Origin of the sequence: Allofournierella sp. (assembly GCF_048388525.1) — a bacterium.
Lineage (GTDB): Bacteria > Bacillota > Clostridia > Oscillospirales > Ruminococcaceae > BQOK01.
Genome location: NZ_DBGCTQ010000114.1, coordinates 1 through 4464, shown reverse-complemented (window position 1 = coordinate 4464; position 4464 = coordinate 1). Strand labels below are relative to the sequence as shown.

Below are 4464 nucleotides of genomic sequence, written 5' to 3'. Positions count from 1 at the left end.
CCGGCGGCGGCCCAGCGGCCTGCGGCCCCGGCCCCCCGGCCCGCCCAGGCTGCGCCGCCGCCCCGCCCCACCGGCGAGGCGGCCCAGCTGGAGGCCCTGCTGGCCCAGCTGCGGGCCGAAAACCAGGCCCTCAAGGCCGCCCCCAAGCCCCTCTCCCCCCTCGAGCAGGAGATCGAGCGGCTGCGGGCCGAAAACGAGCGGCTGCGGCGCGAGAAAAAGCTCTGACCCCGCGCCCCCAACTTCCCAATGCTTACCGGCCAGCGCGGCACAGCGCCCGCCGATAAACATACCGCCACGGCCGCGCCGGCACAGGCGCGGCACGGGTGGGCCCCTCCGTGCAGGGCACAGCGGCCGTTGTGTCTTGCAGGCAATTTCCCGGCACCAACGGCCGCAAATACTCACCGAAACTCTAAGGAGGAAACAAAGTATGACCAGCAAAAAATCCAGGGTCCTTATGAGCCTTGGTACCTCAGTCCTCGTGCTCAGCCTGATCACGTCCAGCATGGTGGGCGGTACTTTTGCAAAGTACACCTCCACCGTCGCCGGCAGCGACAGCGCGCGGGTGGCCAAATTCGACTTCGACGTAAAATCCGGCACCGACGCTTTGACGAAAACCGGCACTGACATTGATCTGTTCGCCACCGTAAACGACACCGGCGTTTATACCGACGCCAGCGGCAAAAACGTTAATACCGAAAAGCTTGTGGCGCCGGGCGTCGAGGGCAGCTTCGGCCTGGTCGTGACCAACCGCAGCGAGGTCGCGGTAAAGGCGAACCTCACCATCACCGAGACTGCGGCAAACGGCACCGATCCCAACACCGTACCCATCATTTACGCTTACACCGATCCCACCGCGGACGAGGTCACCTTCTGGTCCGGTGTGCTGACCGATAAGACTCAGCCCATTCTGCTGCACGAACTTGCGGCAGGCAAAGTTGCGGATACCGTGGCTGCTGCTGCCAAAGACAAGCTCACCGCCGCCGAGTTCGCCTCTGCCAAAAAGGGCGAGCTCATGGTCAAGCTCTCGGGCGATTTGGAAGAGCTGGCTAAAAAAATCAACGACAGCAAGGGCACCCAGCTTGCGCCCACCAGCCCCACCGAGGCCAAAACAGAGTTGGACCTCGCCAGTAATTTCAGCTGGTTCTGGGCCTACGAGATCTATACTCAGAAAACAGTCGAAGCTACTACGGTCTGGGTCCCCGATGACCGAGACACAGTTGATACCGCTATGGTTTGGGACGATGCCAGCAACAAGACCAAGGCCTCTGTTCCCGACATCAAGGTCAAGCTCGATGTGAACATCACCCAGATGGACACCTATATAGCACCTTCTCCTGCTCCCTGAATCGGGGCGCTCACAGACTTCGCTGGATCAATGCCAGCTATGGCTTTTTTGGCCGAGCGCGTGTGCCCGCGCTCGGCCAAAGGCCTTGCTTGCATCCGCACCATCCGTCAAAAACGCACCGCGCTTTTGACCTGTGAAAAAGGGCGCGCGGCCCGCGCTTTTTTTCACAGGCCAAACCCACCGGCCTTTCCCGCAAATTTTTCGTGGGGCGGCGGGCCCGGCTGCCCCGCCCCAAACGAACGAATAAGGAGTGCCCCCATGACCAACGAGTACGATCCCAATACCCCCCTGGATCCCCAGGGCGATGCGCCCGGGCAGCCCGCGGCCCCGGGGGATGACCTGCCCGCCGATGGGGGGTCCTGCCCCCCCGCCGAAGAGGGCCTGCCCAAAGAAAGCCTTTCCCAAGACAGCCTTCCCGCGGAAAGCACTTTTCCCCCCAGCGATGCCTTCCCCCAGGAATATATTCTCCCCTCCGCACAGGCACCGGCCGGCGGCGAGGGGAAGCGGCGGCGAAACCTTATCATAAAGATCGCCATCATTGTTCTCATCATCCTGCTGCTGCTCACCTCCTGCCTGTGCTGGGGGCGCATGGGCTTTATCGGCACCGGGGCACCGGCCGCGCCCGGTGGCAGCCTCCCGGGCGACACCGTGGTCATCGACCCCGGGCCCGAGGTCCTTCCCACCGCTTCGCCCACCCCCTCGCCTTCCCCCAGCCCGCGGCCGGGCCGCCGGCAGGGGGCCAGCCCCACCCCCCTGCCGGCGGGGCTGCCCACTCCCACCCCCCAGCCGGGCGGTGATGGCGGCGGCCCCCACACCTTCCGGGTCACCTTTTACCTCAACTATTCCGGCGCCCCCGCGGGCGCCTATGCGGCCATCAACGTGGCCCCGGGCGGCCTGTGCGCCATGCCCGCCACCCCCTCCCGCGCCGACGCCTTTTTTAACGGCTGGAATTCAAAGCCCGGCGGCGATGGGACGGACTTCGACGGCTCCGCCCCGGTCAACAGCGACCTGGCTCTCTATGCCCAGTGGCTCACCTCCCCTTTCGACGTGCAGGATCCCGAAAACCCCACCTGGAACGAGATCACCGCGGGCGGCGACCCCACCCCCATCGACCTCTTCCGTGGCAGCCAGGCCCGCAACAACATGATCATCACCGACGAAACCCACGGCGTCATCGCCCCCGGCAGCAGCGGCGCCTACGAGCTCAACGTGGTCAACGGCAGCCGGTTCGACTGCGAGTACCTCATCCAGTTGGTCGAGACCCTGCCGAAAGACAGCGGCGTGGACCCCTTCCTCACCTTCAAGCTGGTGCGGGGCGGCACGCTGCAAAAAACCACCGACGCCCAGGGCAACGAGAGCTTTGCCGTGTCCGGCGGCAGCTACATTGCGGGCAGCGCTTCCCAGTACGTCAGCGCGGCCGATGTGAACCGGGCCTTCGCGGCCCACGTGCCGCTGGCCGCCAGCAGCGCCTCGCTGCGCACTACCCACAGCTACATCCTGCTCTGGTACTGGCCCTACGATACCCCCGGCGCCGACCAGCACGACACCCAACTGGGCGAGGCCGCCTCAAAAGGCCAGCTGCAGGATTATCAGCTGCAGATCACCGTGGAGGGCCGGCTCAAGACCGGCTGACCCGCCCTTCGGCCCTGCCGTGGGGACACTGCAAAAGGAGGACAAACCCTATGCTGCGGGCCGTTGGCCGCGCGTTCAGCGCCATGATCACGGCGTTTTTTCTGGCGCTGCTGGCGCTGGACCTGTATATTGTGGTGCAAACGCTCGCTTTTCACAATCCCTCCCCTTCCGTGCTGGGCTGGCGGCAGCTGGTCATCAGCTCCGGCAGCATGGAGCCCGCCATCTCGGTGGGTGACCTGATCCTTGTGCGCCGCCAGCCGGCCTACCACGAGGGCGAGGTGGTCACCTACCGCCTGCCGGACGGCGCCTACATCACCCACCGCATCATCGCCCGCACGGGCGGGCAGTTCATCCTGCAGGGCGACGCCAACAACACCGCCGACGAACCGGTCGACCCCTCCGACGTACTGGGCCGGGTCGAGCGGGTGATCCCCCGTGTAGGCAACTTTATTTTGTGGCTCAAGACCACGCCGGGAATGATCTGCATCATTCTTGCCGGCTTTCTTTCCATCCAGCTCCCGCGCTGGCTCAGTTGCGGCCGCCCGGAGCCGCCGGGGGGCCGCCCGGCGCAAAAGCGCGTGTACCGGGGCGGAGAGTTTGTTGAGCCGCCGCCCGAAAAGCGGGTATACCACGCGGGCGAGCCGTTCGGCGGCCCGCCCCAGTAAGGAGAGGCAGAAGATATGGTGTACAGAAAAGGCCCAAAAAAGCGCAGCCGCTGGCTCAGCTATCTGGCTTACCTGGTGGTGGCCTCGCTGGTGCTCACCGGGGTCTCCATGTCCCGCTACCAGGTCACCGTGGGCGGCGGCGATACCGCCCGCGCCGCGGTGGTGGCGGTGGGCAACAGCTTCAGCCTGCAGGTGGGCCAGGGCTTAAAGCCCGGCAGCAGCGTGGATATGCCCTTTACCGTTTCCAACAAGGCCCGCGGCGGCATTCAAAACGAGGTCCATATGGAGTACACCCTCGAGCTCGAGCACTCGCTCAACCTTCCGCTGCAATACACCCTCTACGAAGCGGGCGCCGATGGCTCTGCCGGCGCGGAGCTTTCGGGGGCCGAGCTCGAGCGCGACGATTTCCGCCGCATTGTAGGCTACCAAAACAATGTTTATCAGCTGGACGCCTATGGCAGTGCCGAGGCCACCCAAAGCTTTATTCTGCGCGTGCAGTGGCCCGGCAGTGATGATTCTTATCTCGATGCCCGCTACAGCGACGAGCTGGATTACACCACCATACGGGTCAACGCGGTCCAGCGCGACAGCTGAGAAAGGGGGCGCAGCATCAATGCGTTATAAAAAGACTCATGTTTACCGGCGCCCCGGGGCGCCGCCGCCCAAAGCGCCGCGGCCGGGCGGCCGGCCGCGCTGGGTGCTTTTGGCCATGGGCGCGGCGGCGGGCACAGCGGCGCTGTCGCTGCTTGTGGGCGGCTTTTCCCTGGCTCGCTATGTGATGGACCAACACGAGAACTCCTCGGCCCAGGCCCAGAATTTTTA

General features: G+C 64.9%; 6 protein-coding genes. All 6 read left to right on the top strand.

Features of this window, described 5'->3' with window-relative positions:
• The coding region (locus tag ACMLHZ_RS13985; protein WP_418668285.1) for a hypothetical protein at window positions 1-225 on the top strand (225 nt) is incomplete at its 5' end.
• A gap of 277 nt (window positions 226-502) precedes the next feature.
• Complete coding sequence (locus tag ACMLHZ_RS13980) at window positions 503-1345, top strand: hypothetical protein (RefSeq protein ID WP_418668284.1); 843 nt, start codon at window positions 503-505, stop codon at window positions 1343-1345.
• A 258-nt stretch (window positions 1346-1603) separates the two neighbouring features.
• Window positions 1604-2977, top strand: a complete 1374-nt coding sequence (locus ACMLHZ_RS13975) for an InlB B-repeat-containing protein (RefSeq protein WP_418668283.1) — start codon at window positions 1604-1606, stop codon at window positions 2975-2977.
• Between the two features lie 50 nt (window positions 2978-3027).
• Complete coding sequence (locus ACMLHZ_RS13970) at window positions 3028-3642, top strand: signal peptidase I (protein ID WP_418668282.1); 615 nt, start codon at window positions 3028-3030, stop codon at window positions 3640-3642.
• 15 nt (window positions 3643-3657) lie between these two features.
• Entirely contained in the window at window positions 3658-4236 is a 579-nt protein-coding gene (locus ACMLHZ_RS13965) for a hypothetical protein (protein WP_418668281.1), read from the top strand.
• Between the two features lie 19 nt (window positions 4237-4255).
• Window positions 4256-4464, top strand: a 209-nt coding sequence (locus ACMLHZ_RS13960) for a hypothetical protein (protein WP_418668280.1), incomplete at its 3' end; no start/stop codon positions are given.

Coding starts and splice junctions, on each gene's coding strand:
- ACMLHZ_RS13975 (WP_418668283.1), top strand. CDS start 1,604: ATGACCAACGAGTACGATCCCAATACCCCCCTGGATCCCCAGGGCGAT.
- ACMLHZ_RS13965 (WP_418668281.1), top strand. CDS start 3,658: ATGGTGTACAGAAAAGGCCCAAAAAAGCGCAGCCGCTGGCTCAGCTAT.
- ACMLHZ_RS13980 (WP_418668284.1), top strand. CDS start 503: ATGGTGGGCGGTACTTTTGCAAAGTACACCTCCACCGTCGCCGGCAGC.
- ACMLHZ_RS13970 (WP_418668282.1), top strand. CDS start 3,028: ATGCTGCGGGCCGTTGGCCGCGCGTTCAGCGCCATGATCACGGCGTTT.